31 protein-coding genes, 1 tRNA gene and 1 pseudogene are annotated in these 24,449 nt (G+C 60.8%); 20 read left to right on the plus strand and 13 right to left on the minus strand.

Annotated elements, in window-relative coordinates:
• Positions 1-73: 73 nt before the first annotated feature.
• The 13 genes from X771_RS150650 (at position 74) to X771_RS1000000168150 (ending at position 7,872) form a co-directional block, all read left to right on the plus strand.
• Complete coding sequence (locus X771_RS150650) at positions 74-274, plus strand: hypothetical protein (RefSeq protein ID WP_023688246.1); 201 nt, start codon at positions 74-76, stop codon at positions 272-274.
• Complete coding sequence (locus X771_RS150645; RefSeq protein ID WP_023688247.1) at positions 271-465, plus strand: hypothetical protein; 195 nt, start codon at positions 271-273, stop codon at positions 463-465. The genes X771_RS150650 and X771_RS150645 overlap by 4 nt, the downstream gene beginning before the upstream one ends.
• Positions 452-787 (plus strand): hypothetical protein, encoded by a 336-nt coding sequence (locus X771_RS0134025; protein ID WP_245262616.1) that lies wholly within the window; start codon positions 452-454, stop codon positions 785-787. Before X771_RS150645 ends, X771_RS0134025 begins: the two co-directional genes overlap by 14 nt.
• Entirely contained in the window at positions 780-1,364 is a 585-nt protein-coding gene (locus X771_RS150640; RefSeq protein ID WP_023688249.1) for a hypothetical protein, read from the plus strand. Before X771_RS0134025 ends, X771_RS150640 begins: the two co-directional genes overlap by 8 nt.
• A 365-nt stretch (positions 1,365-1,729) precedes the next feature.
• Positions 1,730-2,128: a hypothetical protein gene (locus X771_RS0134030; RefSeq protein WP_156935488.1), complete on the plus strand. Its 399-nt coding sequence runs from the start codon at positions 1,730-1,732 to the stop codon at positions 2,126-2,128.
• Complete coding sequence (locus X771_RS150635) at positions 2,125-3,633, plus strand: terminase (RefSeq protein WP_050587440.1); 1,509 nt, start codon at positions 2,125-2,127, stop codon at positions 3,631-3,633. The genes X771_RS0134030 and X771_RS150635 overlap by 4 nt, the downstream gene beginning before the upstream one ends.
• Complete coding sequence (locus X771_RS1000000168140) at positions 3,626-4,195, plus strand: hypothetical protein (protein WP_156935996.1); 570 nt, start codon at positions 3,626-3,628, stop codon at positions 4,193-4,195. The genes X771_RS150635 and X771_RS1000000168140 overlap by 8 nt, the downstream gene beginning before the upstream one ends.
• Positions 4,192-4,362, plus strand: a complete 171-nt coding sequence (locus tag X771_RS1000000168145; RefSeq protein WP_023688255.1) for a hypothetical protein — start codon at positions 4,192-4,194, stop codon at positions 4,360-4,362. Before X771_RS1000000168140 ends, X771_RS1000000168145 begins: the two co-directional genes overlap by 4 nt.
• Entirely contained in the window at positions 4,362-4,853 is a 492-nt protein-coding gene (locus X771_RS150620; RefSeq protein WP_050587441.1) for a hypothetical protein, read from the plus strand. Before X771_RS1000000168145 ends, X771_RS150620 begins: the two co-directional genes overlap by 1 nt.
• Positions 4,853-5,212 (plus strand): hypothetical protein, encoded by a 360-nt coding sequence (locus tag X771_RS150615; protein WP_023688257.1) that lies wholly within the window; start codon positions 4,853-4,855, stop codon positions 5,210-5,212. Before X771_RS150620 ends, X771_RS150615 begins: the two co-directional genes overlap by 1 nt.
• Positions 5,209-5,946 (plus strand): hypothetical protein, encoded by a 738-nt coding sequence (locus X771_RS0134035; protein ID WP_023688258.1) that lies wholly within the window; start codon positions 5,209-5,211, stop codon positions 5,944-5,946. The genes X771_RS150615 and X771_RS0134035 overlap by 4 nt, the downstream gene beginning before the upstream one ends.
• A gap of 224 nt (positions 5,947-6,170) precedes the next feature.
• Positions 6,171-6,983 carry a TIGR04255 family protein gene (locus X771_RS150610; RefSeq protein WP_023688259.1) on the plus strand — a complete coding sequence of 271 codons (813 nt, stop codon included), beginning with the start codon at positions 6,171-6,173 and terminating at the stop codon, positions 6,981-6,983.
• A gap of 292 nt (positions 6,984-7,275) precedes the next feature.
• The gene (locus X771_RS1000000168150) at positions 7,276-7,872 is read left to right on the plus strand and encodes a hypothetical protein (RefSeq protein WP_156935490.1); all 597 of its coding nucleotides are present in this window, start codon (positions 7,276-7,278) and stop codon (positions 7,870-7,872) included.
• Between the two features lie 38 nt (positions 7,873-7,910).
• Here X771_RS1000000168150 and X771_RS150600 read toward each other — a convergent pair whose 3' ends face one another.
• Entirely contained in the window at positions 7,911-8,216 is a 306-nt protein-coding gene (locus X771_RS150600) for a hypothetical protein (RefSeq protein WP_023688261.1), read from the minus strand.
• Positions 8,217-8,325: 109 nt separating this feature from the next.
• Here X771_RS150600 and X771_RS1000000166800 point away from each other — a divergent pair, with 109 nt between their 5' ends.
• Positions 8,326-8,496, plus strand: a complete 171-nt coding sequence (locus X771_RS1000000166800) for a DUF768 domain-containing protein (protein ID WP_023688262.1) — start codon at positions 8,326-8,328, stop codon at positions 8,494-8,496.
• Here X771_RS1000000166800 and X771_RS150595 read toward each other — a convergent pair.
• The 8 genes from X771_RS150595 to phaC all read right to left on the minus strand — a co-directional run bounded on the left by X771_RS150595 (position 8,493) and on the right by phaC (position 14,866).
• A complete protein-coding gene (locus X771_RS150595; protein WP_023688263.1) occupies positions 8,493-8,741 on the minus strand; it encodes a hypothetical protein in 249 nt (82 codons plus the stop codon). The genes X771_RS1000000166800 and X771_RS150595 overlap by 4 nt on opposite strands.
• A 201-nt stretch (positions 8,742-8,942) precedes the next feature.
• A complete protein-coding gene (locus X771_RS150590; protein WP_023688264.1) occupies positions 8,943-9,599 on the minus strand; it encodes an outer membrane protein in 657 nt (218 codons plus the stop codon).
• Between the two features lie 290 nt (positions 9,600-9,889).
• Complete coding sequence (locus X771_RS150585; RefSeq protein WP_023688265.1) at positions 9,890-10,234, minus strand: hypothetical protein; 345 nt, start codon at positions 10,232-10,234, stop codon at positions 9,890-9,892.
• Between the two features lie 77 nt (positions 10,235-10,311).
• Entirely contained in the window at positions 10,312-10,737 is a 426-nt protein-coding gene (locus X771_RS150580) for a trypco2 family protein (RefSeq protein ID WP_023688266.1), read from the minus strand.
• Between the two features lie 52 nt (positions 10,738-10,789).
• Entirely contained in the window at positions 10,790-11,020 is a 231-nt protein-coding gene (locus tag X771_RS150575) for a hypothetical protein (protein ID WP_023688267.1), read from the minus strand.
• 122 nt (positions 11,021-11,142) lie between these two features.
• A tRNA-Glu gene (locus X771_RS150570) sits at positions 11,143-11,217 on the minus strand.
• Positions 11,218-11,549: 332 nt separating this feature from the next.
• Complete coding sequence (locus X771_RS150565; protein ID WP_245260877.1) at positions 11,550-12,671, minus strand: YcbK family protein; 1,122 nt, start codon at positions 12,669-12,671, stop codon at positions 11,550-11,552.
• A gap of 359 nt (positions 12,672-13,030) precedes the next feature.
• A complete protein-coding gene (gene phaC, locus X771_RS150560; protein WP_023688269.1) occupies positions 13,031-14,866 on the minus strand; it encodes a class I poly(R)-hydroxyalkanoic acid synthase in 1,836 nt (611 codons plus the stop codon).
• 97 nt (positions 14,867-14,963) lie between these two features.
• Between phaC and X771_RS150555 the strand changes: the two genes are divergently transcribed.
• The 4 genes and pseudogenes from X771_RS150555 to recJ all read left to right on the plus strand — a co-directional run bounded on the left by X771_RS150555 (position 14,964) and on the right by recJ (position 20,152).
• On the plus strand, positions 14,964-15,374 hold the full coding sequence (locus X771_RS150555; RefSeq protein ID WP_023688270.1) for a hypothetical protein: 411 nt from the start codon (positions 14,964-14,966) through the stop codon (positions 15,372-15,374).
• Between the two features lie 89 nt (positions 15,375-15,463).
• Entirely contained in the window at positions 15,464-16,681 is a 1,218-nt protein-coding gene (locus X771_RS150550) for an LL-diaminopimelate aminotransferase (RefSeq protein WP_023681615.1), read from the plus strand.
• 50 nt (positions 16,682-16,731) lie between these two features.
• A pseudogene (locus X771_RS01000000165020) lies at positions 16,732-18,118 on the plus strand (homoserine dehydrogenase).
• Between the two features lie 249 nt (positions 18,119-18,367).
• The gene (gene recJ, locus X771_RS150545) at positions 18,368-20,152 is read left to right on the plus strand and encodes a single-stranded-DNA-specific exonuclease RecJ (protein WP_023688271.1); all 1,785 of its coding nucleotides are present in this window, start codon (positions 18,368-18,370) and stop codon (positions 20,150-20,152) included.
• Positions 20,153-20,167: 15 nt separating this feature from the next.
• Here the strand turns inward: recJ and X771_RS150540 are convergent, their stop codons facing one another.
• From X771_RS150540 to folE, 3 genes are all read right to left on the minus strand, one after another.
• Positions 20,168-21,139, minus strand: coding sequence for a patatin family protein (locus X771_RS150540; protein ID WP_023688272.1), 972 nt, complete (start codon positions 21,137-21,139; stop codon positions 20,168-20,170).
• 84 nt (positions 21,140-21,223) lie between these two features.
• Positions 21,224-21,682 carry a phosphoribosyl-AMP cyclohydrolase gene (gene hisI, locus X771_RS150535; RefSeq protein WP_023688273.1) on the minus strand — a complete coding sequence of 153 codons (459 nt, stop codon included), beginning with the start codon at positions 21,680-21,682 and terminating at the stop codon, positions 21,224-21,226.
• A 35-nt stretch (positions 21,683-21,717) separates the two neighbouring features.
• A complete protein-coding gene (gene folE / locus X771_RS150530; RefSeq protein ID WP_023667622.1) occupies positions 21,718-22,353 on the minus strand; it encodes a GTP cyclohydrolase I FolE in 636 nt (211 codons plus the stop codon).
• A 241-nt stretch (positions 22,354-22,594) separates the two neighbouring features.
• Here folE and X771_RS150525 point away from each other — a divergent pair, with 241 nt between their 5' ends.
• Positions 22,595-23,041, plus strand: a complete 447-nt coding sequence (locus tag X771_RS150525) for an iron-sulfur cluster assembly scaffold protein (RefSeq protein ID WP_023688274.1) — start codon at positions 22,595-22,597, stop codon at positions 23,039-23,041.
• 40 nt (positions 23,042-23,081) lie between these two features.
• Positions 23,082-23,480 (plus strand): cell envelope integrity protein TolA, encoded by a 399-nt coding sequence (locus X771_RS150520; protein ID WP_156935997.1) that lies wholly within the window; start codon positions 23,082-23,084, stop codon positions 23,478-23,480.
• A 26-nt stretch (positions 23,481-23,506) separates the two neighbouring features.
• Here the strand turns inward: X771_RS150520 and X771_RS150515 are convergent, their stop codons facing one another.
• Positions 23,507-24,424: a LysR substrate-binding domain-containing protein gene (locus tag X771_RS150515; RefSeq protein WP_023688276.1), complete on the minus strand. Its 918-nt coding sequence runs from the start codon at positions 24,422-24,424 to the stop codon at positions 23,507-23,509.
• Between the last annotated feature and the right edge of the window lie 25 nt (positions 24,425-24,449).

Raw genomic sequence — 24,449 nt, forward strand, 5'->3', positions numbered from 1 at the left:
AGATGCTCCGTGCCTCCGCATGGTTCAAATAGGCATCCTCTCCATTGGTTCACTTGAACCGGAAAGGATTACTATGAACACCGTTACAGCGGCTCTCACCATCCCGGAATTTTGCCAAGCCAACCGCATCAGCCGGGGTAGCTTCTACAATCTCAAGAAGGCCGGCAAGGCGCCGCGCCTGATGATCGTCGGCAACCGCGTCCTCATCTCTCCAGAGGCCAATGCGGAATGGCGGCTTGCCCGCGAACAGGATGCCGTCGAGGTGGCGGCATGAACAGCGGTGTCGATCACGAACTGTCCGACAAGGCCGATGAGGCTGCTATCTGGCTCACTGCGAACTGGTGGAAGGCAGAGCGGCCCTTGGTGCCATTTCTGCGAAAGCGGTTCGGGCTCTCCAATCACGAAGCCATTGAGTCCATGCGCGAGAGCGCCCGCATGAGGGGGCTCACCAATGCAAAGCCCTGAAATGGAAACCGCCGCTACCGACTGGCATCGGAGCGGCGGCAATGGAAAAACGTCACCCCATACTTCTATCGCTGCTGCGCTCACTCCGCAAGAGAAATGGCGTCTGGCCAACCCCTTGGCGCGCTGGGCTCACATCGCTGTCCAGTCCGCTCTCAAGCGCGGACTCCTGGTCAAGCAGGACTGCGCGGTCTGCGGCATCTCAAAGACAGACTTCCATCACGACCCGGATCACTATGACCGGCCGCTGGATGGCGTGTGGTTGTGCCGGAAGCATCATAAGCGTGAACACCGCCGGCTGAAGTGCGAGGCCGCCGATGGCTGAGGGCGTAGCGCGCAAGGGCCGCAAGACCAAGATCGCAGGCCAGTTCTCATGGCGCCTTGTCGAAATGCAGGAGTCCCCGGCCTATCGGGTACTCTCGCAATCTGGCCACCGGGTGCTGGACCGGCTTGAGATCGAACTAGGCCACCACGGTGGCAACGACAACGGCAAGCTGCCGACGACCTTCGACCAGTTCGAGGATTATGGGATCCACAGACACGCTATCGCGCCGGCGGTGCGTGAGGTGGTGGCGCTCGGCTTCGTTGAGATCACTCAGGAAGGCAGGGCTGGCAATGCTGAATGGCGTCAGCCTAATTTATTCAGGCTGACCTATCGCCATCTCGACAAGGCAGAGCCGACAAATGACTGGCGCCAGATCGATACCCTGGAGGCTGCAGAGATGATTGCGAGAGCGGCCAGAGCTGCATCTGAGAAACAAAACTCCAGTGGCGGAAAACGCCAGATTTCAGTGCGGATTGTGCACCACAAACAGGAAATCCTTAGTGCGGATTCCACCACTACAGGGCTTAGTGCGGATTCCACCACTACATCTATATCTCGGGGTGCAGGTCATGGGTGAGGTAGTGCCATTCCCCAGCCAAGGTGTTCGCACTGTGCCGTGCCATCGTATCGCTGAGATGTACGAACTCCAGGTCTACGAAGATGGCAGGTGGCGGGCCTACTCCATCCACTACTCCCTGGAGGACGCAAAAAAGCGGCTGCAAACGTGATCGGGACGAAGGTGATCGCCTGAGTCCACCGAGCATCCGGAGCATGTTTTCTCCTGAGACATGGCTAACCCCAAATCAGTGTCACCCAACTGCCTTGCCGCTGTATCAAGGCGGTAAATTGCACTCACTTGAACGCACATAGACTAGCAAAAACAGTGACTTGTCGGGTGTTCACTGGTACTCTGTCCAACGTTTAGCCAATTCGAGGCGGAAAATGCAAGCAGACGCAGCAGAGATGGAAGGCGAGTCCAGCCCGAAGCAGGGCGGAAAGGTTCGGCTTAGGACGCTGGACGATCTGGACCGCCGCACGACTGCTGCCCGCGTGGTGTTCGAGTTACGTGACACCCTGGCTGCCGATCTCGGTGGCAAGGCCAATCTGTCGAGCATGAAGCTGGAGCTTATCGACAACGTGGCCGTGCTTGGCGCCATGCTGAAGGACAGCGCCGCCAGCTACATCACAGGCGAAGAGGTGGACATCACCGAGTTCATGGCCCTGACCAACGCACAGCGCCGGCTGCTGGCCGATCTCGGTCTAGAGCGCCGTGCCTTGAAGGACATCACCCCGACGCTGCGAGACTACGCCGCCACTAGGTACGCAGGTGCTTCCTCGTGAGCCTGGCCAACATCACCATCGATACGGCGCTTCGTGACCCGAACCTGCTTGGTGCTGCTCTCGGCCCATCAGTGACGTGGGACACATGGATTGCCATCCTCCGCGCTGCCTATGGTCTGGATCTATCCCCCGACGAGCTTACCGCCTTCAATGCCGTTGCCGGTGGCAGGGCGCCGCCCGTCAAGCGCGTTCGTGAGCTTTGGTGCATCATCGGCCGCCGCTCGGGAAAGTCGCGTGTAGCGGCTGCCCTGGCTGACTTCATTGCCGCCTTCCAAGACCACAGTGGCAAGCTTGCTCCAGGCGAGACCGGAACCATCCTCGTGCTGGCCGCCTCACAACGGCAGGCTCGGGCCGTCTATGACTACATCAAGGCATTCTTCGAAGCTTCGCCAATCCTCTCTCAGCTTGTCGAGAGCGTGACAAACGATGAGATCAAGCTTGCCGGCAACATTGGCATCTCGGTCCACACGAACAACTACAGGACCGTTCGCGGTCGCACCCTGATCGCCTGCATCTTTGACGAGGTGGGCTTCTGGCGTGACGAGTCCACATCACTGCCCGATGTCGAGACCTACCGCGCCGTGCTGCCTGCACTGGCAACGACCGGCGGGATGCTGATCGGCATCTCAAGCCCGTATGCCCAGCGTGGGCTGCTCTACACCAAGCACCGGGATTGCTACGGCAAGGACGATGCACAGGTTCTGGTGGTGCAGGCCGGGACCAAGGTCTTCAACCCGACCATCGACGCAGACATCATCGACCAGGCGCACCGGGATGACCCGGAATCGGCTGCTGCTGAATGGGATGCAAAATTCCGCGGTGACCTGTCCACATTCGTTGATCGGGCCGTGGTGGAGCGCTGCGTTGATATCGGCATCCATGAGCGCCCGTACCTGCGGCAATACCGCTACGTGGGTTTTGCCGACCCGAGCGGCGGCGCTCACGACTCGATGACCCTTGGCATTGCCCACAGGGAAGGCGACAGGGGCGTTCTGGACTGCCTGCGAGAGGTGAAGCCTCCCTTCGCCCCGGCCGATGTCGTCGGTGAGTTCACCAGGGTTTTGAACACCTACAAGATCACCAGCGTGACCGGCGATCGATATGCCGGCTCCTGGGTTTCGGATGCATTCCGCAAGGAAGGAATTCGCTACGTCGCGTCTGAAAGATCCCGCTCGGAAATCTATCTGGACGCGCTGCCGCAGCTCATGGGCGGAACCGCCTCGCTGCTGGATAACATCCGGCTTGTCGGTCAAATCTCACAGCTTGAGCGGCGCACCACGCGCACCGGCAAAGACAACATCGACCACATGTCCGGCGCCTCGGATGACCTGTGCAACGCGGCTCTTGGCGCCATCATGCATGTGCCGTCCCTGAACCGCGCCGACGCGAACCATTATGGCGGTAGCAACCGCACGCCAGTCGTCAATCTGTCCCACGCCAACATGAAGGCAAAAACAGGACGATATGGCCCTGTGCAAATGAAAGGACCATCACGCAATGGCTGACTTCGCATCACGCAGGCAGGAGGCGGAAAGCCGCCTTGTTGAACTGAAACACATGCACGGCATCGCCATGCTTGATGGCAAGCCTTTCGACCTTGCCGAGATGGCCGATGTCGAGCGTGAACTTTCGGGGCTGGAGGCCGCTGAAGGTGAAGCCGTCCGCCGCGAGCGCCTTGAGGCTGCCAAGACTGAGGAAGCCCGCCTTGAAGGCTTGCGGCAAACCCTGATCGTTGTGGAAGAACACCGCCTCGAAGCCGCTGACCGCGCCGAAAAGGCCGCTCGCGACGTGGCAGAAGCCTTAAAAGAATTCCGTCTTCGCAGCGCCGACGCAGCCCGCCTGCTTCGTGCGCTGGGGGTGAACAACGTCCTTGCTCTGGACGAGACCGATCACAGGATGAGTTGGCGCCTCACGGCAGCGCTGAAGCCGCTGGTCGGCCATGTCCGCCGCTTCGGCCAAATCGTCTTTCCGGAAGCTCGCAGCCCCTACGACCAGCCTTGGCGCGCCGAAGAACAGGCGATCGTCGGCCGCTACATTTCCAAAGCTCTCAAAGGAGACATGCAGTGAAGAACAACAACCCGCTGACGCCCATCCTGAAGGGGAAGGCAGCAATCGAATCCTACGTGATCGAACACTGGATCTGCCACCCCAACGGTGACCGGCTGGAAAAGCGCGCCTCGTTCGAAGAGGCAAAAGCCCGCGCCAAGGAACTGCTCGCAAAGGGAGTATTCTGATGACCAAGGCAATCGACCCGGCCACTCTGAAATCGGCGACCAGGCAAACCCCCGATATCGATCCTGCCCGCGTCTCACTACAGAACGCCGGCCAGATTTGGCGCGAATTCATGGTTCGCTGCCCAGCGGACATGGTTTCCGACGACCTGAAGCACCCTGAAATCTGGCGCAGGCTGCAGGTATCGGGCAGCCGCAACGCGCTGAAGAAACATGACCGGGTTTATGTCGTCTCCTATGACGAGGCCTGGGTTGCTGAAGCGATTGTGGCGAGTGCAGACGGCAAAGGCGCCGTGCTGGCGAAGCCACGCATCACGACCATGCCCGAGCGCTACGACAAGCTCTTCCAGGATGACAAATATCGGGTTGCGTGGAATGGGCATGGCTACGTTGTGGAGCGCAAGGCTGACGGTCATGTGATGACGGCCGCCGTAGCGAATCCCGATCTCGCAGCACGCCTCCTGACCCAACTTTATCCGGCGAGGGCTGCCTGATGGCGACGACAAACGGAGTACAGGTCTCTGACCCCGATATCCATGTCATGCGCTACAAATGGCTGGCAATCCCGAATGGCAACCAAGGGAATGCGGTTTCCCTCAACACCTATCAGGACAGAACCGTCCAGGTGTTTGGCACCTTCGGCGCGGCTGGGTCGGTCACAATCCAGGGGTCGAACGACGGCGGCACGACTTGGACCACGCTGACAGATCCTCTTGGCAACGCGCTGACGTTCACAGCGGCGGGAATGAAGCCAATCGGTATGCTGTCGCACCAGACCCGGCCTAGCGTCACAGCAGGGGACGGCACCACGGCAATCAGTGTGTGGATGCACGCGAGAGGGGGCAACAAATGAGCAACGAACTTACCATTTCCGAGGATTCTGGCGAGGCCCGAGCAGGCTCTGCGACAGAAGGCTTTACGACCGGGAACCAGGGGACTGATTTTGCCTCTCGGCTTCCTGAGCCCGGTCGTAAGGCAGAAATCGCCCGCATCATGGCAACCGACATCCACCGGTACTATGACGAGAAACTTGACGCGGAATACGCTGCCTTGCTGGAGGCCGAGCAGTCGGAAATCAACCCCGACCTGATCAATCCGACACGGCCGATGGATGCCGATCAATCCCGCACCGCTCTCTGCAGTTCGGAGGCCGGCCGCAGGTTGGTTTCCGACTGGGACGAGATGGGCGGTTTTCGCACTCACCTGAGCCACGTCCAGGCCGATGTCGGTAACATGGTCAAGGCAATGGGCGGGAATCGAGAGCAGCGCGTCTTCATGGAGCGTTTTGATCGCGATCTGCCGGAAGAGGCGCGGTACGCCGTCTATGCGGAAATTGCAGCCGGCCCGAGCATCTATGTGACCCCGGCGCCAGCGGCAGAAGTGAAGCGGTTTCAGGCTACCCCGGCAGGCAGCACCCTTGTCGCGGAATGGGGCTCTTTCGCTCCTGAAAAGGTGGCGATGCTGCGAGCCCGCGCCAAGCGGCTGACCGACAATCTGACCGACGACGAGGCGCATGGATTCTGGTTCTGGCTGGACGAGCTGCAGCCGGCAATTGCCGCGGTGATTTTCCGCAAGATGGCGGGGTGATCGATGATCGCCTTCCACGGCTCGCCCCACCTGTTCGGTGACCACGGATGTAGTGGCACCGGCAGGACTTAAGTCGCGGACAGTACCGGCCGCGCGGCGAAAAAATCCGAGAAATGCACCCAAGTGCGAATTTTTTGGCCAATTGCCAAGCCTTGGTATTGCATTTTAAAGGATCTCGCGGCGTATGCTGCCAAAACGAAAAATGCTGGGGGACTCGGGCTGCAATGATTGAACGCGACGAATTCTTTCCGAATTCCGAGCGCGTGATTTACGCAAGATCGCCATTGGTCCAGGTCATCTGCCAAATTCGCTTTCCGAAAATACTCCGCATTGAGGCCAGTCCGCCGGCCGATTTTCAGGACCAGGTTCGGGATCTTTATCCCATAGTCGAGCAGCAGCTTCCGCCGGGAATGCAAGATCTGCCGCCCGAAGTGGCAAAAATGCTCGGTGCCGCCGGCCCGCTAAAATCGCAATATCAGTTTTTGTCACAGGACAGGGCAACAACGATTGCTTTGGCACCAGACGCCCTGTCGGTGACCTCGTCCAACTACAGCAGATGGGAAGATTTTGAAGCCCCTGTCAAACTGGCGATCGATGCGCTTAGCAACATATATAAGCCAAGTTTCCTCACGAGAATCGGCCTGCGATACCAAAATGCAGTGGTGCCCGGCGATTTCGGCATCGAAGGATCGCCTTGGGCGGCGCTGTTGAGCAAAAATGTTCTCGGCGGGTTGGCCCACCCTGGATTTTCGAATGACCGAATTACTGAGGCCTTCAGCGTCGTTAGAGCGATGCTGCCTGGTCAGCAAGAAGGCATTCTTCTACAGCACGGCCTCGGACAACGTGAAAACGGACCCGACAAAGCCTACGTATTTGATATAGACTGCTACACGGAGAAGCAGAATGACGTCGCTAGTACGCATTCCCACCTGCGAAGATTCAACGCTCGGGCGAGATACGCCTTCCGGTGGTGCATTTCCGACTTTCTTCATGACACACTTGGACCAAAGCCCGTCGCTGAAATGGTCCGTCACTGATCACGGGATTGAATCTCAGGCAAACTTCGTGACGAACATTGAGGTCACTGGGCGCGCAAGCAATTTGCCCATCTCCGCCGCCTACAGGGCGGTCTGCCTATATGTCTTGGGGCAGTTACGGGGCACCGCTCTTCGCGAGGCGTGCGAGGCGCTCAGTGGCATCTATGAGTTCGATCAAGCTAGGCTCGCGGCGGATCGGAGGCCTGTTATCGATCAGCCGCAGAAACGCGTCATGGCAAAGAATGTTCGGCGGGTCGAACGTCAGCCGCTTACCTTCACAGACTGATTGGGCATGACCGCGGGGGAGGTCGCTGTCCAACTGCCATCGGGACCGTCGATATACGCGACGGTCGATCCGAACTTGGAGTTTCGCCAAGGCGAAATTATCTCTGGCATCGTTCAGTATCGCTACTATCCCGAGGACGGCAGCGTCGAAGAAATTCCCCACGCATATGCCCTCATAGCGTCGCAAGATTGCGACCTTCTGCAGGATCATAATAGCAAAGTAGCCACTGGTCTTAGCCAGTTGAACAGCGTTTTGCTCTATGAAGCGCACGAAACTCCTGTACTCCGTGGCCAAGTGGCCGGCAGCGATATCTGGAAGCGGATTGTTCAGAATAATGACGAGCGATACCACGCTTTAGAGGCTGCCCACGCACGATTTGATCTCTGCAATGTGGGCTTGCCCGACCTAGTCGTTGACTTTCGACGGTTCTTTAGTATTTCACCGGCGGACTTAGCAAAACAAATTCAGGCTGGCACGGCGATGCGAAGGTGTCGTCTGGAGATGCCTTACCGTGAGCAGTTTCAAACACGGGCGGCATTTTACCTTCAACGGGTCGGAGTCCCAGAACCTCATAAGATTGCAAAGGTGGCGAGCCCAGCCTGAGCCTCCCCGTTCAAAACCCGCTTTTTTTGTTTGCTGAACTAGGCCTTATCAACAAGCCGCGTCTTCCGCTTCGGCGCCACATGGCCTTCCACCAATCGCACGTGCTCGGCGTCGACGGTCACCAGCGGCCGGAGACTAATGGTCACTTTCTCGCCATCGACCCGCGTGACTTGGCCGGTCAATTCCATGTTTTGCCCGATCACTGCTTTCGAAGTCGAATCGACAACGGAATGCGGGAAGGCATTGGAAGGAATCGTCACGCTGATGCGATCGGGTGTCACCCGACCGCGCACAACCGCCGTGACGGCGACCTCGTCGCCAACTTTGATATTTCCCCGAGCCATGTGCAAGACTCTGGGGCGGGCGGCTGCGGCGTCAAGATGAGAGGTTGCTAAGAAATGAGCACACTCGGCATGACGTTTCTCGACAAGTGGGTGGCCAAGCAGCTGCCCATTGTGGCGCTGGAAGATTCCGATCACCATCGGTGACTTGAAAGACCAGTTGATGACAGCTGCCGAGAAGGCCGGCATCGACGCCGACGAAATCAACGGCGAGGTTGAAACCGTCTTCGAACTGCTCTTAGAGGTGATGCGGCGGCGACAGGTGCGCGAAGCTGGGCATTAGCCCGGAGGCTTCTCCCGGGGCTGTGCCGGCCCTGTCCCGTTCCATTGGATGAACTGCGCCTTCCGGCCGGTGATGGTCTCAATCGACTTCAACAGGGGTCCATGGACCTCACGTAGAGCTTGGTAGTGTTCGCCGTGGTACGCCAGGAGCGGTCCGACGATGCTCTTGTGCAGCGCTTCGGCTGCCGCCAGGAAGCGCTCGATTTCAGCCTGTGAAAGCCGTTCGGAAGGTTTGGTTCTGGCCATTGGCGATCTCCGTTGAAGGGGTTCGCCGCAACGAGGACAATAATCCTACACATCGTCCTGACTTACAAGCGCAGACACAAAAAAGCCCCGTCGCAGACTGAGCGTGGGGCTTCGTGTGATTTTCGCGGCTCCGCTCGGGAGAGATCGACGGCTTGTCTATGCAAGCTCTGAACACGGCAGCCGGCCAGAGCCTCTCTACTGCTAGAATTTCATCGCGACGCCGACGCGGAAGTCGTGCGTCTGAACCGTGTGTTCGAGTGTGCACCCGCCACCGCAATATTCTAGCGATTTCTTGCCAAAGAAGGAGAAATCATACTCTCCGCGCAAAAACACGTTGTGGGTGAGTGCGACGTCTAAACCTGCTCCAACGATGCCGCCTACCAAGGTGGCATCGCGCTCCGCGTCACCGCCTGGATAGAACGTCTTCAACTTTGCGGCGGTTACCCCCGCCGTGACGAACGGCATGTACGCTCCCATGTCCATGCCGACCCGACCCTTTACAGAGCCAAACAACCCGGTGGAAGCGTCGAGGACGCCTGGGCCTGGAATGTCGTTGAAGGTGTTCTTCTTGAAGCGGTACCCAAGCTCGCCTTCGACGCCGTAGACAATCTTGCCCGACTGGAAGTTATAGCCCGCAAAGCCGCCGATTGTTGCCGAGCCGGGGCTGTGAGTAGCTCCGGCGCCAATGTTCGGCTCATGGATCTTGTAGTGTTCCAGCGTTCCCGCGCCGAAGATACCAGCGTAAGGTCCTTGCCAGGTCCATTCGGGGGTGTCCACAGGAGCAGTAATGGTGTCGGCGGCGATTGCCGGCGCGGTCACCGAAAGCGCGATAAGTGAAGCGAAAAGAAAGGCTTTCATCGGAATCCCCAGCACAATGTCAGGAACTTAGTGCCATAAACCTGCAACCTTGTATGTAGCTAGTAAGCCACACCTGTCGGCTAAGTTGCCGCCGTTGAGTCCGTCGACGTGAATTGAAGGGATCGCCGGCCAGTCGACTATGAAGGTTTGCTCGCTGGGAGCATCAGCGCCACGGCATTTCGGCCACCGGGAGAGTGGCACTGCGCGCGTCTAGGGGCGCGCTTCACTGGTTGCGGCAAACTCGGCGTCTTCACTAAGCCCATTGCCTCACGCTGGCGGGCTTTCCCACATTATGGTTTTGCGCGCTTAAGAGAAAGACGAGTTTCCGCTACGTTTGCCAATGCCTCGCGGCGAATCCGTGTGGTTAGCTTTTGCATTATCAGCTTGGCAACGTCCGGAGCATTTTCTGACTCGACTAGGTCCTGCAACTGCTCTGCTTCGGTCCCACAACTTGCCATCGAGGCTTCCGCGATGTCCACCATGCTGCCATCTAGTTGAGCATATTGGCTCGACTGAACCTGCACACATGCGCTGTACGCCATGACTCTCATGTTCGCCACGCTCTGCGTCTGGGCAGAGGCTGGAACGAGCCAAAGGCAGAGCGACATGGCGACGATTGTTTTCTGCCAGTGCATGATCCTCTCCCAAGCCTGCGATGTTGGGACAATTGCTGGAGAACAAGCGAACGGAAGCTGCCTCACGGTGGCGGACTTTAGCGCGCCATCCAGCCTTCGGGGCCGCCAACCGGTCGCGCTTTGATGCTTTCGAGCAGCTTCCGTTTTCTCTCTGCCTCGGCTGCGTCTGCAGCTATTTGCTTCGATTGATCGCCATCAGGCAACCTCAGCGGCACTGCGAATACGACTCTGCTCACGGTCTGAGATTTGCTGTCCTTGCCCCCCTCAGCGCCGATCCCCCAAACCCTGATAGATCCTTTGCCGCCCACAGACGTTTCGGCTGTCACTGCGACGTCAAAGTCAACGCGCGCGAAAACGCCGAATTCAGGCAGCGCAGATAGATTGCTGCCCAGAACGCCAGGGAACGCCGCATTCACATTCTTTCCGATATCGGTGCCTTGGGCCTTGGCGATGCCCGAAAGGATTTGCCCCAGGGTTTCAGAAATGAATTCGTCCAAGTCCATCGCAAGTCGCCTTTATTGTTGATCCGTCAAGTCAACGCAGCAGAGATACGTCTTACGGTGGTGGGCTTATGAAATCGCTTGTCGTCACGGTAACGCGGCCGTTTTCATTGAACCGCTTAGCGTCGTACTTTTCAGAAGCCTTGTCCTGAACGGCCTCCAAGCCATAGTCTTCGATTGCTTCCGTCGAGGTGACAACCACCACGCGTTCTTCCCCGTCTAATGCTTCAAGCAAAAGCTCAAACTCGCTGCTGTTTCCTCGCTCACCCGTAAAAATCAAACCCATAATTCCTCCTCCAAGCCGAAAACGGAGTGTGACAGGAATCACGAAGCGCGACAAACGCCGGCAGAGAATTGGCCAAACGTTGGACAGGGACGGGGAATTTTCTGCTAAGTGCTTGAAAGATCTGGTACGCCCAAGGGGAATCGAACCCCTGTTACCGCCGTGAAAGGGCGGTGTCCTAACCGCTAGACGATGGGCGCGCTCAGACGAAGCGGCTTATAATTGCGTTGTTGCCAACCGGCAACCCATCAGCCGCCAGATGCGGAAACTTTTTTCAAGAGGGGCGAAAAGGGCCAGTTTGGTAAGCCAGCCCAGGTTTTCTGCCCTCGCGTCATTGCACATCTTTGGAGATTAGCCTGAACGCCCCGCGCAGTCGTCATCCTATGGTCTGCGCTGCGTCGCTGCGCGCCTTGCTTCGCCATAGGATGACGAAGTCGCGGGTGCCTCGGCTAATCTCGAACGTCGCTGATAGCTAATCGGAAAAAACGGCGGGCTGCTAACAGCCCCTCGGCCCGTTTGCCGAATGGGGATGCTACCCCCGCCGGCGGCAGCGCCAATTCCAGTCGCGCTCGGGGCCGACGTCGACGTGAACGGATTCGGTATGGCAGTAGGTGCCGACGCCGCCGCGGCCGGGCATGGTTCGGATGTAGCTCGCCAGTTCCCATTTGGAGACGCCGGGAACCTGGATGTCGGCGGCGGCGCAATACATGTGCAGCGAATTCTTGGCGCCGTTGGCGCGGCGGTTGCGGGCCGGGTCGCGGTAGCCTGATGTGACCATCATCTTGCGGCCGTAATGGCCTTCGATGGTCTTCAGCACCCGCACCAGCGACGGCTTCAGGCAGGCGACGTCGACGCTCTCGTTTTGCTTCAACAGGCCGTTGGGCGCCAACCGGGCGAGGCCGGCGGCGGAAGCCACCTGATAGGCGCCGCCCGAACCCTCGTCCTCGTTCAGGTCGACGTCGCTTTCATCGTCGAGGCCGGATTTGCGCTTGATCTCGAACAGCGCCGTCTGGCGCACGCCGGGCAGCGCATCGCTGCCGGTGATGTGGTTGCTCTCGTTGCCAAGCGAGGCAAGCTGCAAGGGCTTGTCGGCCGAACTGGCTGAGGCCAACGTGATGATCGGCTTTGCCGGGGCGGCCTTCTGGGCAGCAACCGCAGGCTGTTCGCCCGAGCGCGAGTTGACCAGCGGAGCAGGTGCCGCCGAGGTTGGCGTGGTGCTGAACAGTGAGGCCAGGAAGCCCTTCTTCGGCGTGTCGATCTGCTGGGGCGCGGCGGTCACGTAGACCTCGTTGGTCGCGGGTGCCGCTGCCGTCGCTTTCGGTGCGGTCACGCCGGCATCGGCGGCGGCGATCTTCTGCGCCACGGCGTCCGTTGCGGCCGCGGTCTGTGCTGACTGCTGCAGCGACTGCGGCGTCTGGCCGACAATGGTTTCGGAGCCGGCGGGAACATTGACCGGGAAGCCGGTGCCGGGCTTGGCCACCGGCACATAGGCGACCTGCTCGGGCAGTGTCGCATCGCCCGCTGCCGTCATCATCATCTGCGGCCCGGTGGATGTGACCTGCACGGTCGAATCGCCCGGCGCCGCAGGGCTGGCGCCGGAAGCCGCGGCGATGTCAGAAGCGGTCGCGTTGTAGCCAGGCATGCCGACGGACATTGTGGGGTCGCCAGCGGAGGTGCAGGACGCCAGAAGCACGGAGAAAAGCGCTGCCGCTATAGTGCGACCTTCTCTCCCCGCGAGACGCGATCCTACTGATTTCAAAACTAAATTCCCCCTCGGTGTCCGGTCGGCCTGCTATTGGTGCGGCGTGGAAACGTTCACATCCAATAACCTTGTGTTCCCAAACCGGAAACGAGACTTGTGTCAATTCTGCAAGCCTCTGAATTATTTGCTCGTTGGAGGCCAATTGAGGCTTCTTGAAGGTTGACGACACCATTTCGCCCCGTTTTGCCGGCTCGTCAACTCACCAGACATTACATTCCGTTACACACAGGCACCTGCAAAAGGTGCCGGTCTTACACACGCACCTTCACATAGGTGCCGGGGGCATCACCCAGGGTTTTCATGTGCTTGCCCGGTTTGCGGGCCGGAACGAGGGTGTCGTCCTGGGTTTCGATCCAGTGCTGCCAGTGCGTCCACCAGGAGCCGGGATGCTCCACCGCCGAGGCGAGCCACTGGCCAAAATCGCCCGTCGGTTTGCCGCCGGTCCAGTACTGGTATTTCTTGGCTGCCGGCGGGTTGACGACACCGGCAATGTGGCCGGAACCAGCCATCACAAACTCGACATCGCCGCCGAAATATTGCGAGCCGAGAAACACCGAAAGGGCCGGCGCGATGTGATCTTCCTTCGACGCCAGGTTGTAAACCGGGATGGTGACGTCGGCCAGCGACACAGTGCGGCCGGCGAGTTCCATCACGCCACGAGTCAGATTGTTCTCAAGATAACAGTTGCGCAGGTAGAAGGAGTGGTTTGCAGCCGCCATGCGGGTGGAATCGGCGTTCCAGTAGAGCAGGTCGAAGGGCAGGGGATCCTTGCCGCGCATGTAATTGTTGATGACATAAGGCCAGATCAGGTCGCCCGAGCGCAGCATGTTGAAGGCGGTCGCCATCTTGGTGCCGTCGAGGTAGCCCTTTTCGTTCATCGATTTCTCGACCGCTGCCACCTGGTCCTCATCGACGAAGACTTTCAGGTCGCCGGCATGGGTGAAGTCGACCTGCGTGGTGAAGAAGGTCGCCGATTTGATGCGGTTGTCGCCTTCCTGTGCCAGCAGTGCGAGTGCGGCCGCCAGCAGCGTGCCGCCGACGCAATAGCCGATGGCGTTGACCTCTTTCTCGCCGGTCGCCTTCTCGATCATGTCGAGGCCGTATTGCAGGCCTTCCCGTATGTAAGCTTCCCAGCCCTTGGCGCCGTGCCGCTCGTCGGGATTGATCCAGGAGATGACGAACACGGTATGGCCTTGCTCGATCGCCCAGCGGATGAAGGACTTTTGCGGGTTGAGATCGAGGATGTAGAACTTGTTGATCCAGGGCGGGCAGATCAGCAGCGGGCGCTTGAGCACCGTCTCCGTCGTCGGATCGTACTGGATGATTTCGGCGACATCGCTGCGGCCGACCACCTTGCCGGGAGTTGTCGCGACGTTCTTGCCGATCTCGAAGGGCGAATAGTCAGCTTGTCTCAGCTTCAGGTCGCCCTTGCCGGCGGCGATGTCTTCGGCCAGCATCTTCATGCCGCGCACCAGGTTTTCGCCATTCGAGGCGACGGTTTCTCGAAACAGCTCCGGATTGGTCAGGATGAAGTTCGACGGCGAGATGGCATTGGACACCTGCTTGACGTAGAAGCTCGCCTTATGGCGGGTGTGGTCGTCGAGGCCTTCGGCGTGCTCGACCAGGTCGGCCGCCCAGCGCGAGGTGACGAGATAGGCCTGTTTGAGGAAATCGAAGAAAGCGTTGCGACCCCATTCGGGGTCTTGAAAACGCTTGTCGCCGCGCTCGGGCTTGACCGCATCGTCCGGCGCTTCGGCATTCGGGCTAACCTTCTGGATGGCGTTGCCCCAGACCGTCATGTAGCCGGCGAACAGTCGCGTCTGCGCTTCCAGCGCGCGTTGCGGGTCGGCCAGCCAATATTCGCTGAGCTTGGAAAAGGTTTTGACCATGTCGACCACGGGTTCGGCGACATGATCGCGCACCTCGCCCTTTTCGCGCGGCTCGGCCCAGGCGGAGGCGGCTTTGCCGGCCTGTTCGACCATACGCGCCATGTTCAACGCGAAGCGTTCCGGGTCTTTCACCAGATATTGCTCGACGGTCGAAGATTGATCATCTTCCGCTTTGCTCGAATCAGGTGTTTTGGACATGGCTCGCGGGGTTCCTCCCGAGGCGTTTTCTTGACATATTATCATGGGACATCTGACCGGGTCCAATGCGCTGTACCCCGGCTGCCAGGAAAACAATATGACGATTAACACCGGCAAGACCATTTTTTCGGAGGCAGGCCGCTTTTGCCGCGTCGCGGTTGCAATCGCCTGTCTGACGCCAGGGCTGCTGGCGGCAAGTGGCTGCACGAGCGCCAACACCGGCAACGGGATGAATGTCGGCCTGACCCAGGGCGCGCAGGACACCGGCTCTTATCCCAATCTCAACATCCCACCGCAGGTGGCGGCAAAGCAGCTCACCCCTGAGGAGACGCAGGCCAAGCTTGCCCAGTTGAAGGGCGAACAGCAGGGGCAAGTGGCCAAGGGCGGCGGCGGTGCCCCGTCCACCAGCCCGGCGGCGCTGAATTCGCTGGCGAAGAACCATGGCAAGGACACGCTGAAGCAGATCGAAGCCAAATGCGATCCCGCCCTCGACCCTACCTGCAAATAAAGCTATATCGCGCGCCGAAAGCGGTCTTTGCCAAAGGCGCCTAGCCAAGCCAACTGTGCTAAAGCCAATCTTAATCGTCTGGAACTGACATGGAAGAATTTCACAAGGTCCGCCGGCTTCCGCCCTACGTGTTCGAGCAGGTCAACCGGCTGAAGGCCAGCGCCCGTTCGCGCGGCGCTGACATTATCGACCTTGGCATGGGCAATCCCGACCTGCCGACTCCGAAGGCGATCGTCGACAAATTGTGCGAAGTGGTGCGAGATCCGCGCACGCATCGCTATTCCTCCTCGCGCGGCATCCCAGGTCTGCGCCGCGCCCAGGCCGCCTATTATCAGCGCCGTTTCGGCGTGAAGCTCAATCCCGACACGCAGGTGGTGGCGACGCTCGGTTCGAAGGAAGGCTTCGCCAATATGGCGCAGGCGATCACCGCGCCGGGCGACGTGATCCTGTGCCCCAACCCGACCTATCCGATCCATGCTTTCGGCTTCATCATGTCGGGCGGCGTCATCCGTTCGCTGCAGGTCGAGCCGGATGACGGCTTCATCCCGGCGCTCGAGCGCGGTGTCCGTCATTCGATCCCGAAGCCACTGGCATTGATCCTCAACTATCCGTCGAACCCGACGGCGCTGGTCGCCTCGCTCGATTTCTACAAGGACGTGGTCGCCTTCGCCAAGAAGAACGACATCATCATCCTGTCGGACCTTGCCTATTCGGAGATATATTTCGACGGCAATCCGCCGCCTTCGGTGCTGCAGGTGCCGGGCGCCATCGATGTCTGCGTCGAGTTCACCTCGATGTCGAAGACCTTCTCCATGCCCGGCTGGCGCATGGGCTTTGCCGTCGGCAATGAGCGGCTGATCTCGGCGTTGACGCGGGTGAAGTCCTATCTCGACTACGGCGCCTTCACGCCGATCCAGGTGGCGGCGGCGCATGCGCTGAATGGCGACGGCGCCGACATCGCCGAAGTGCGCGAGGTCTATTTGAAGCGCCGCGACGTCATGGTCGACGCCTTCAGCCGCGCCGGCTGGACCATTCCGGCACCGGCTGCCTCGATGTTCGCCTGGGCGCCGATCCCGGAGCCGTTCAAGCATCTCGGCTCGCTTGAGTTTTCCAAGCTCCTGATCGAGCACGCCGACGTGGCGGTGGCGCCGGGCATCGGCTTTGGCGAGCATGGCGACGATCATGTTCGCATCGCGCTGGTCGAGAACGAGCACCGGATCCGGCAGGCGGCGCGCAACATCAAGCGCTTCCTGGCGTCCAGCGCCAAGCAGCCGAACAATGTGGTGCCGCTCGCCGCGCATCGCTAAAGTCGCCGCACATCTTATTCGAGTAGATTTTTTGAGGGGCGTCGCCGGGCATGGCTGAAGCGTTGCGTGTTGGAATTGCGGGTCTGGGTACGGTTGGCGCCTCGGTGGCGCGCGTGCTGCGCGACAAGGCAGCGGAGCTGACGCGCCAGTGCGGACGCGATGTCATCGTCACGACCGTTTCCGCGCGCGATCCCAAGCGCGACCGTGGCGTCGACCTCAGCGCCGCCAAATGGTTCGACGATCCGATCAAGATGGCGCAGGCCGCCGATATCGACGTCTTCGTCGAACTGATCGGCGGCGACGAAGGGGCAGCGCGCGCGTCGGTCANCGCAGGCCGCCGATATCGACGTCTTCGTCGAACTGATCGGCGGCGACGAAGGGGCAGCGCGCGCGTCGGTCAAGGCAGCACTAGAAGCCGGACGTCATGTCGTCACCGCCAACAAGGCGCTGTTGGCCAAGCACGGCGTGGCGCTTGCCGAAATCGCCGAGAAGAAGGGCGTGCTGCTCAACTACGAGGCGGCAGTTGCCGGCGGCATCCCGGTCATCAAGACGATGCGCGAGGCGATGGCCGGCAATTCGGTCACCCGCGTCTTCGGCATCCTCAACGGCACCTGCAACTACATCCTGACCCGCATGGAGGCCGAGGGCATCTCCTTCGACGAGTGCCTGAAGGACGCGCAACGGCTGGGTTATGCAGAGGCCGACCCGACCTTCGATATCGAGGGCCATGATACGGCGCACAAATTGTCGATCCTGACCAGCCTGGCCTTCGGCACCAGGATCGCGGCCAATGACATCTACATGGAAGGCATTTCCAACATCAGCCAGGCCGATATCCGCGCCGCGGGCGACCTTGGCTACCGGATAAAATTGCTCGGTGTCGCGCAGCGCACCGACAGCGGCATCGAGCAGCGCGTGCACCCGACCATGGTGCCGACCGCGTCGGTGATCGCACAGGTGCATGGCGTGACCAATGCGGTGGCCATCGAAACCGACATTTTGGGCGAACTGCTGCTCTCCGGCCCGGGCGCCGGCGGCAACGCCACCGCGTCCGCCGTGGTCGGCGATATCGCCGACATCGCAAAGAGCCGGCCGGGCTTCCAGCACGGTCCGGTGTTCGGCCTGCCGGCCAAGGAACTGCGCCCCTACAAGAAGGCGCAGATGCGCAGCCATGCCGGCGGCTATTTCATCCGGCTGACCGTGCACGACCGCATCGGCGTCTTCGCCGCGATCGCCAAGCGCATGGCCGACAACGACATTTCGCTGGAATCGATCGTCCAGCATGCCGTCAGCGGCGAGACGGACGCGCAAAAGACGGTGATCCTGGTTACCCACGAGACCACGGAAGCGGCCGTGCGCAAGGCTGTCGACGGCATCACCAAGGACGGCCACCTCACAGACAAGCCGCAGGTTATCCGCATTGAACGCGCTGGTTAAGTTAAGTCATTTTTCTCCTTAACCGATTGATATTCCTGTTGAAAAGTGGTTCGGACGCCATAATGCTCTATCTCTTTGATTTGGAGCCGGATTGAGATTTCAGGTCGAACCCACCAGTCATCATCGGGCTCTGGCGGAGGCGTGAGCCGCGAGATCAAGGCGCGTCACCAGGATGTGGAAAAGTTTTGAGACTTTCCTGTTTAGCCGTCGCATATTGCCGGAAATGACAATCTATAGATTACGCCTCCTATGACGGGCGACAAACGCTTCTTCCTCGATGTCAGGCAGTCGGCGACCGGTGTTTCCTGGGAACACCGGTTGAGCGAGCGGCAGGACATGACTGCGCTCGCCATAGCGCAGGGCCACGGCGTGCCCGACATTGTGGCGCGCGTGCTCGCCGGGCGCGGCGTCACCGCGGACCAGGCCGAGCGCTTCCTCGATCCGACGATCCGCAACCTGTTGCCGGATCCGGCTTCGCTGACCGACATGGGCAAGGCTGCGACCCGCATCGCCGAAGCGGTCATGGCCAAGGAGAAGGTGGCAATCTTCGGCGACTACGATGTCGACGGCGCCGCCTCTTCGGCGTTGCTCAAGCGCTTCCTGACGCATTTCTCGGTGCCTTCGGAGATCTACATTCCCGACCGCATCTTCGAGGGCTACGGCCCCAATCCGGAGGCTATGCGCGAACTGGTCTCGCGCGGCGCGACGCTGATCGTCACCGTCGATTGCGGCACCAACAGCGCTGTCTCCATCGATGCCGCCAAGGCCGTAGGCGCCGATGTGGTGGTGCTCGACCACCATCAGGTCGGCGGCCCGCTGCCAGAGGCGACCGCAGTCGTCAATCCCAATCGCGAGGACGACCTATCCGGGCAAGGCCATCTGTGCGCCGCCGGTGTCGTCTTCCTCACTCTGGTGCAGACGGCGAGGGTCCTGCGCAGCCGATTGCCCGACGCAGCGCCACCGGACCTGTTGTCGTTGCTCGACTTGGCGGCGCTGGCCACGGTTTGCGATGTGGTGCCGCTCATCGGCGTGAACCGCGCTTTCGTCGTCAAGGGACTACAGATGGCGCGGCAGCAGAAGAATGAGGGGCTCGCCGCACTGGCGCGGGTGTCCCGCATCGGTGAGCCGATAAGCACCTTTCATCTCGCCTATCTGATTGGGCCGCGCATCAATGCCGGCGGCCGCATCGGCGATGCAGCACTTGGCAGCCGGCTGCTCGCCACCGACGATCCGGTTGAGGCCGGGACCATTGCCGAGACACTCGACCGGCTCAACCAGGAACGCCAGCAGATGGAGCTGGAGATGCTGGCAGCGGCGCGCGCCGAGGCTGACGCCGAACTTGCCGGCGGCAATGGGCCGGCCATCATCGTCACCGCCAGCACCAATTGGCATCCCGGCATTGTCGGCTTGATCGCCTCGCGGCTGAAGGACCATGCGCGGCGGCCGGCCTTCGCCATCGCCTTCAACGCCAATGGCATCGGCACCGGCTCTGGCCGTTCGGTGTCGGGCTTCGATCTCGGACGGCTGGTGCGCGCAGCCGCCGATGCCGGGCTGATCGTCAAGGGCGGCGGCCACGGCATGGCCGCCGGCATCACGGTGGAACGCGCCAAGCTCGGCGAACTCCGTGCTTTCTTCGAGGAGCGCGCGGCGGCCGAAGTGTTCCGGCTGCAGGACGAAGAAAGTCTGGCCGTCGACGGCGCGCTCGCCGCCGAGGGCGCGACGATTGCTTTGCTCGATGCACTGGAAAAGGCCGGGCCTTTCGGCGCCGGCCATGTCGCGCCGGTGTTCGCGCTGCCGCGCCATCGGCTGGCCGACGCGCGGGCCGTCGGCACCAACCACATCCGGGCTGATCTGCAGTCGGAAAGCGGCGGCCGCATCCAGGGCATCGCCTTTCGATCCGTCGATACCGCGCTGGGCGAATTCCTGTTCAAGAACAGGGGCAACACGATCCATGTAGCCGGCTCGCTGTCGGGGAATTATTGGAACGGGAACCGCACGGTGCAGTTCCGCATCACCGATGCGGCCAAAGCCTGACATTGCCGAATTGGTTTAAGCGAGAACCGTCTGCAGCCGCTTCAACTCGCTGATCTGCGCCATCGTCGCCTGGTAACCGACGCTGATCGCCTCATCCGCGCGGTGGAATTCGGTCAAGCCGATATGGCTGAGTTTCGGTTGGAGCGACATGTCGGGCGGATCGCCCGCCAGCCTTGCGCGTGAAATCCGGTCCTGGATGATGTTGAAGGCTTCGACCATGACGCCGGTGATGCCGAGACGGCTCTGGTGCGGCTGGTGGTTCGGGTCGGCCTGGCCTGGACGGGGCGCGTCCTTCTCGATGAGCAGTTCCCCGGCGCTGTGCTTGATGACGGCGGCGCGGCCGAACAGATCGTAGTGAAGGTTGACCGCGACGACCAGCGGCTGCTCGTAGGCGCGGCAGACCGAGACCGGAACGGGGTTGACCAGCGCGCCGTCGACCAGGATGCGGCCGTTGCAATTCACCGGTTCGAACACGCCGGGCAGCGCATAGGAAGCCCGCATCGCGGTGATCAGCGAACCGCTGGACAGCCAGATCTCATGGCCGGTGCGAATTTCGGCGCCAACGGCGACGAAGGGTTTCGTCAGATCCTCGAAGCGGATGCCTGCCATGTGCTCGCGCAGCCTGACGTCCAGTTTCATGCCGCCGAACAGGCCGCTGCCGCGCAGATTGAGATCGAGCAGGCCGAAGATGCGCCGCTTGGTCAGGCTGCGGGCGAACTCCTCGAGTTCGTCCAGCTTGCCGGCCAGATAGCAGCCGCCAACCAGCGCGCCGATCGAGGTGCCGGCGATCATCGAGACTTCGATGCCGGCTTCGTCGAGCGCGCGCAGCACGCCAATGTGCGCCCAGCCGCGTGCGCAGCCGCCGCCCAGCGCGAGCGAAATGCCTGTCTTGCCCGCGGGTTGCGGGTCAGGCACGCCGCCGGACGATGAGGGGCCATTGGCCTCCCGCACGTCCGGTCTGCTACGCAATGACGCCCACTCGAGCATCATGATCTCCCTTGTCCCGCGTCCGTTCTACAGGAAGGACGTTTGAGAATAGTGAATATGAGTGGTTTGCGACTGTTGAATGGTTCACGCGGGCTTCCGATACGTTTTTTCCGCATCGAACAGCGGCGTGCTGCCATCGCCGGCAAGCGTTGCCTTGCCGCCGATTAGCCCCACCGTCCGATAAAAACATGAACGCCGGCCGGTGTGACAAGTTGCGTCGTGGCCCAACACTTTGACGCGCAACCATATGGCGTCCTGGTCACAATCCGTGAGCATCTCGACGACGGTCTGAAAATTGCCTGATGTTTCGCCCTTCTTCCACAGCGTGCTGCGCGAGCGCGACCAGTAGTGCGCGATGCCGGTTTCGAGCGTCAGCGCCAGCGCCTCGGCATTCATATGCGCGACCATCAGCAGCATACCGTCAGCGGCGTCGGTGACGACGACGGTGACCAGCCCGGCAGCATCGAAGCGCGGGGAAAACACCGCGCCTTCTTCGAGAGCCTTCTTGTCTGATGGAGCCTTGGGAAATGTTAGTGCCGACATCGCCGGTCCTTGATCTAGCGATGCCGGCGAGGGGCTTACGCCCCGAGGCCGCGCACCATGGTGACGAAACGGACCTGTTCCTCGGGCGTGTCCTTGAACACGCCGGTGAAGGTCGAGGTCAGCGTGGTGGAGCCCTGCTTGCGGATGCCGCGCATGGCCATGCACATATGCTCGGCCTCGATCATGACGGCGACACCGCGCGGATTGAGCACGTCCTGGATGACGCCGGCGATCTGTGCGGTCATGGCCTCCTGAGTCTGCAGGCGATGGGCGAAGATATCGACGACGCGCGCGATCTTGGACAGGCCGACGACCTTGCCATCCGGGAGGTAGCCGACATGCGCCTTGCCGATGATCGGCACCATGTGGTGCTCGCAATGCGAGTGGAACTGGATGTCCCTGACGATGACGAGATCGTCATAGCCGGCGACTTCCTCGAAGGTGCGGCCGAGTTCTTCGGCCGGGCACATGTCATAGCCGTTGAACATTTCGAGAAAGGCCTTGGTGACGCGCTTGGGCGTGTCGATCAGGCCCTCGCGGTCCGGATTGTCGCCGGTCCAGCGCAACAGCGTGCGCACGGCGGCCTCGACCTCGGCTTCGCTCGGCCTGTCGGTGACCGGCTTGTCCAGATAGTCGGAAGGGGGCATTATTTTCTTGATGACGGCATCCATAAAGGCGTCTCCCGTAGTTCCTCTCTCAGGAGGAACGAGTTGAACGGACCACAACCTTTCGAGTGCTGAAAACTCGCCCTGTTTCCAGCCCGCAAGCGGCGTGAACGAAATGGGCAAGGACGATGGCTTTGCGTTGCCTTGTCGATACCCGACTGCCAGCATTATATATGGTCGTGCGCAGCGAATGAAAGACGCTACAGCGGCAATCGCTGTTCGCTTGGCGGCGACGGATTGGAAAAATATGATTGACGACGTCTACAATGCGAAAATTCTGGGTTTTGCCGGAAATATCGCGCGCATCGGCCGCCTCGATCATCCGGATGCGAGCGCCAAGGCGCATTCCAAACTGTGCGGCTCGACTGTGACCGTTGACCTCAAGATGAACAATGGCGTCGTCACCGATTTCGCCCATGACGTGAAGGCCTGCGCGCTCGGCCAGGCCTCGTCCTCGATCATGGCTCAACATGTCATCGGCGCTAGCGCCGACGAATTGCGCGCGGTGCGCGAGACCATGCTGAAGATGCTGAAGGAAAACGGCGCGCCGCCGCAAGGCCGCTTTGCCGATTTGAAATATCTGGAGCCGGTGCGCGACTACAAGGCGCGTCATGCCTCGACCATGCTGACCTTCGATGCGGTCGTCGATGCCATAGGCCAGATCGAGAAGAAGCGCGCGGAAGAAGCGGTGTGACATAGCGCAGACTTCGCGCAGGCCATGACGGAGGAAGTGCTTGCATTGGTTGATGGTGGCTTTGGGCGTTGCGGTTTCGCTGGTGACGAGTGGCTATGCTGCCGGAGAAGAAAGCGCTTCGCAGCAGAAGGCCGCCACCTATCTTATTGACAAGCTGGCTGGCTGCTGGAATATCACAGTCGGCGACGGATCAGTGATCACGATCACGCGCGTCCAAATCAGCCTGAACCGGGATGGTTCGCTGGCGGGACCGCCAAAGGTACTCAACCCCGCGACAGAGCCACAGGGCAAGATGTTCAATCAAAGCGCAGTTCGGGCAATTGCCCGTTGTGCGCCCTTCACTGGCCTTGCCGCTTATGTCGACAGCTACCAGGCTTGGCGCGAGATCACTGTCAATTTCGACGCCCGAGACATGTCATCCACCCCGCAGCAGAAATAGAAGCCGGACGCTAAGATTACGCCGGCTTAGGTCTGCAGTGTCTGCGCCCGTCTGCTTTCGGCAAATTCGCTTCTCACCCAGTCGGCAAACGCCTTGACCGGTTCCGGCAGGTCCTTCAAACTCTTGGCGACCAGCCAGTAGGCGCCGGATGCGACATCAATGTCGAACGGCTTGATCAGCGCGCCGGATGCAATCTCCTCGCCGATCTGCAACAGGTCGCCCAGTGCCACGCCGTGGCCGAGCAGGGCGGCCTGCTTCGACAGCGACACATCCGCCAGCATAGGGCCGCGCGCCGGAATGGCGTCGGCGGCGACGCCGGCTGCCTCGAACCAGCGCGCCCAGCCTTGACGATTCTCCTCGTGCAACAGCGTGTAGCGGGCAAGGTCGAGCGGCTTTTCGAGGGCAGGGCCCGATGCCAGCAAGGTGGGCGACAGGACCGGTGAATCGACGGTCGAGGCTAGCCATTCGGCCTCGCTGCGCGGCCATGAGGTGGCGCGCGCGCTGAAGCGCAAGGCGAGTTCGGGCTGATCGCTGCGGAACTCGATCGGCCTTGGGTCGACTTCGAGGGAAACGTCGATATCGGGCCGCAACTGGCTGAAGCGGTTGAGCCGCGGCAACAGCCATACCGAGGCCAGCGACGGCTCGACACTGACGCGGACCACCGACTGCGCCGGGGCAGCCACCAGGTCCGAAACCAGCCTGTCGATGTCATCGAAACTCCTGACCAACTGATCGAGCAGGCGCTGGCCGGCCTCGGTCAACTCGACGCGGCGGTGATGGCGGTGGAACAAGGGCTGGCGCAGGAACTGCTCGAGTTCGCGGATCTGCCGACTGATGGCGGCCTGCGAGACGAACAGCTCCTCGGCGGCCCGGCTAAAGCTCAATTGCCGGCCGGCTGCCTCGAAACTTCGCAACGCCGTCAGGGGCAACCGTCCGCGCTTCAATTCGCATAACCCGAAGTTATCCGAA

This window comes from Mesorhizobium sp. LSJC269B00 (genome assembly GCF_000502815.1).
GTDB lineage: Bacteria > Pseudomonadota > Alphaproteobacteria > Rhizobiales > Rhizobiaceae > Mesorhizobium.